Annotated in this window: 1 protein-coding gene; it reads left to right on the top strand. The window is 31.9% G+C overall.

From position 1 onward, the window contains the following. The coding region (locus tag IQO02_RS22125) for a hypothetical protein (protein ID WP_228006033.1) at positions 1-207 on the top strand (207 nt) is incomplete at both ends.

Here is a 207-nt window from a genome sequence, read left to right as displayed (position 1 = left end):
TACTTACGAGTAATTCAATCAAATTTAAAAGTTCTCAATGTTTATCTTTCATTAGATAAACACAACAAACACATTCAAGTGTCTTGTATTCGAATCAATGTTTACATTGATTCACAATTGAGTCCGGCAAACAGTTATCAAGAATTAACCCTTCTTGATGACAACCAAAAACCTTGGTTAGTTGCCATACGCTTATTTGTCTTCACT

This window comes from Vibrio sp. OPT24 (assembly GCF_015163545.1).
In the GTDB taxonomy this organism is placed as follows: Bacteria; Pseudomonadota; Gammaproteobacteria; order Enterobacterales; family Vibrionaceae; genus Vibrio; species Vibrio cyclitrophicus.
Note: the sequence above shows the minus strand (reverse complement) of the source record. Positions and strands in the feature narration are given on the sequence as shown.